General features: G+C 42.3%; 1 protein-coding gene. It reads left to right on the top strand.

Translation table 11 applies throughout. The annotated features are described in order from the left end of the window. Positions 1–645: 645 nt before the first annotated feature. Positions 646–2469 (top strand): reverse transcriptase/maturase family protein, encoded by a 1824-nt coding sequence (locus NHH16_RS15230; protein ID WP_262070447.1) that lies wholly within the window; start codon positions 646–648, stop codon positions 2467–2469. Positions 2470–2576: the final 107 nt, after the last annotated feature.

Here is a 2576-nt window from a genome sequence, read left to right as displayed (position 1 = left end):
ACGTGCGCCCGTAAGTGCGGCTCATATGTCGCACGCGGCTAATTGAAAATCTGTTGTGAGAAAACAGTAGGTAAAATATCATGCGGTATAACCGCAACCTATCACCCCCCGACTTATCTGAAATGGGAAACCTGACAGGGAGTGTAGCATGTCGGAGAATGGGTCATCACAAACTCCATGTGATAGACAAGGCATAATAGGGTGAAAAATTGTATATGAGGATGAAAGCTAGACTGCCTAAAAGATAGTCATGAGTAGGGTCTATTATCGCTCCTGGCGTAACGGAGTTACAGTCGCCAGTGCTTTGGCAACGAACCTGCGTGTAGGGGAGTTGCGTGATATTCAAAGCAGACAATCCACAAGATAGTGGTATCAAATGACGAAAGTCTCATCCGACAATACAATAATCTCTTGTTTCAATTAGACTAAACGGGGATTGCCTAAAGTGGAATGCCTAATACAGGCTATGAGCACTATGAAAAATGTGGCTCTGAATATCCACTATGGTAACACAGCTCCAATAGTAGTCCGAGAACACTGAACTGACAGGGAATGCCGTAAATCGGATGCGGGAAAGCCGCTCACATGGCGAAGTGGAGCAGTCTACTACTCAATATTATTTTTAGGAAAGGTGTGTGAGACACTATGAGAAGTCCAGAGATTGTATTGAAAAACTTGGAAGAAAAAACCAAAGACAAATCGTACAGATTTGAAAGGCTATATAGAAATCTGTACAATCCAGAGTTCTATCTGTTGGCATATCAGAAGATTGCTACCTCTGAAGGTAGTATGACCGTTGGAGTCGATGGGGAGACACTGGACGGCATGAGTATGGCAAGAATCACCAGAATCATTCAGTCGGTGAAAGACCACTCATATCAGCCAAACCCTGTACGCAGAACGTACATTGCCAAAAAGAACAGTAATAAGAAACGACCGCTAGGCATACCGTCCACGGACGACAAGCTGATTCAGGAGGTTGTCAGAATGTTACTGGAAGCTATTTACGAACCCAACTTTTCCGATTACTCTCACGGGTTCAGACCAAACCGTAGCTGTCATACCTGTTTAGGGCAGATTAAAAGAATGTTCACAGGCACTAAGTGGTTCGTCGAGGGAGACATTAAAGGATGTTTTGATAATATCGACCACCACATTCTGATTAAGATTATCAGACGGCGTATCAATGATGAAAGCTTCATTGAATTGCTTTGGAAATTTTTACGAGCAGGATACCTTGAGAGTTGGGAATACAACACCACCTACAGCGGAACGCCGCAGGGGTCGGGTGTAAGCCCGCTACTTGCTAATGTCTATCTTAGTGAACTGGATATTTTCATTGAGAAAATGAAAAAAGGCTTTGACAGGCAAGAATCTTACAGGAAACCACAAAAGGCTTACAGCCAGATTGGTGGTTTATTATCCTATTGGAAGAAGAAACTGAAAACTGCAAAAGACGAAGCTAATGAGGTGGAAATCTGCAAAGCAGAAAAGAGAATCAAGGAGCTTAATGCAAAGCTAAGGGTAACACCTTGCTACGAAGCACTGGACAGTAATTTCAAAAAAATCCAGTACACTAGATACGCTGATGATTTTGTTATCGGTGTCATAGGCTCAAAAGCGGATTCGGAGGAGATTAAAAAGAGAGTTGGTATTTTCCTCAAAGAGGAGCTAAACCTTGAATTGTCCGACGAGAAGACAAAGATTACTCATTCAGCAGAGCTTATTCGGTTTCTAGGCTATGATATTTCGGTATCAAGAAGCAAAGATTGTATGCGTGACAAAAACGGAAATCTCAAGAGAGCATGGTACGGTCAAATCAAGCTATATGTGCCAAAGGAAAAGTGGTTCAATAAGCTGTTAGATTACAAGGCGATGTACATTAAGAAATGCAAAAACGGACAGGAACTATGGAAACCAACCTACAGAGGAAAGTTCATTAACATGCCAGACGCACAGATTGTCAGTCAGTTCAATGCTGAAATCAGAGGTATTTATAATTACTATCGCCTCGCAGGAAATGTATCGGTGCTTGATAAGTTCTACAGAATTATGAAAGCAAGTCTATATAAGACTTTCGGATGTAAATACCGAACCACATACAAACATATCTGCAAGAAATATAAGCGTAATGGCGAATTTGTAGTCAAGTATAAAACCAAGGGTGGAATGAAAGAGATTATGTTCTATCATGATGGTTTTAGAAAGAACGGAAAGCCAGCCCCTGACTTCGTGGATACACTGCCACCACATCGGCGATATCCCAAGAAGAATAGCCTTATCAATAGGTTGCAGGCAGGCGAATGTGAACTTTGTGGGAAAAAGACTGATGAGATTATTATGCATCACGTCAGGAAACTAAAGGAGCTAAATGGTACGACACTATGGGAACAGAAGATGTTGGATATAAGAAGAAAATCCCTAGCAGTTTGCCCAGATTGCTTCAAAACGATTAAAACTCAAGTTTAGTTAGTAGATGGAGAGCCGAATACGCCGAGAGGTGTCCGTTCGGTTCGGGAGGGGGAAGGTTGAAACCTACCGGAGTAATTCGGAAAGGCGCAACCGACCTACCTCAT

The sequence above is a fragment of the Ohessyouella blattaphilus genome, from assembly GCF_024721265.1.
GTDB lineage: Bacteria > Bacillota > Clostridia > Lachnospirales > Lachnospiraceae > Aequitasia > Aequitasia blattaphilus_A.
The sequence above is the reverse complement of the archived record's forward strand: the minus strand, read 5'-3'. Positions and strand labels throughout refer to the sequence as shown.

What these genes read in the sequence shown, in the direction of transcription:
- NHH16_RS15230 (WP_262070447.1), top strand. Translation starts at nt 646, where the DNA reads ATGAGAAGTCCAGAGATTGTATTGAAAAACTTGGAAGAAAAAACCAAA.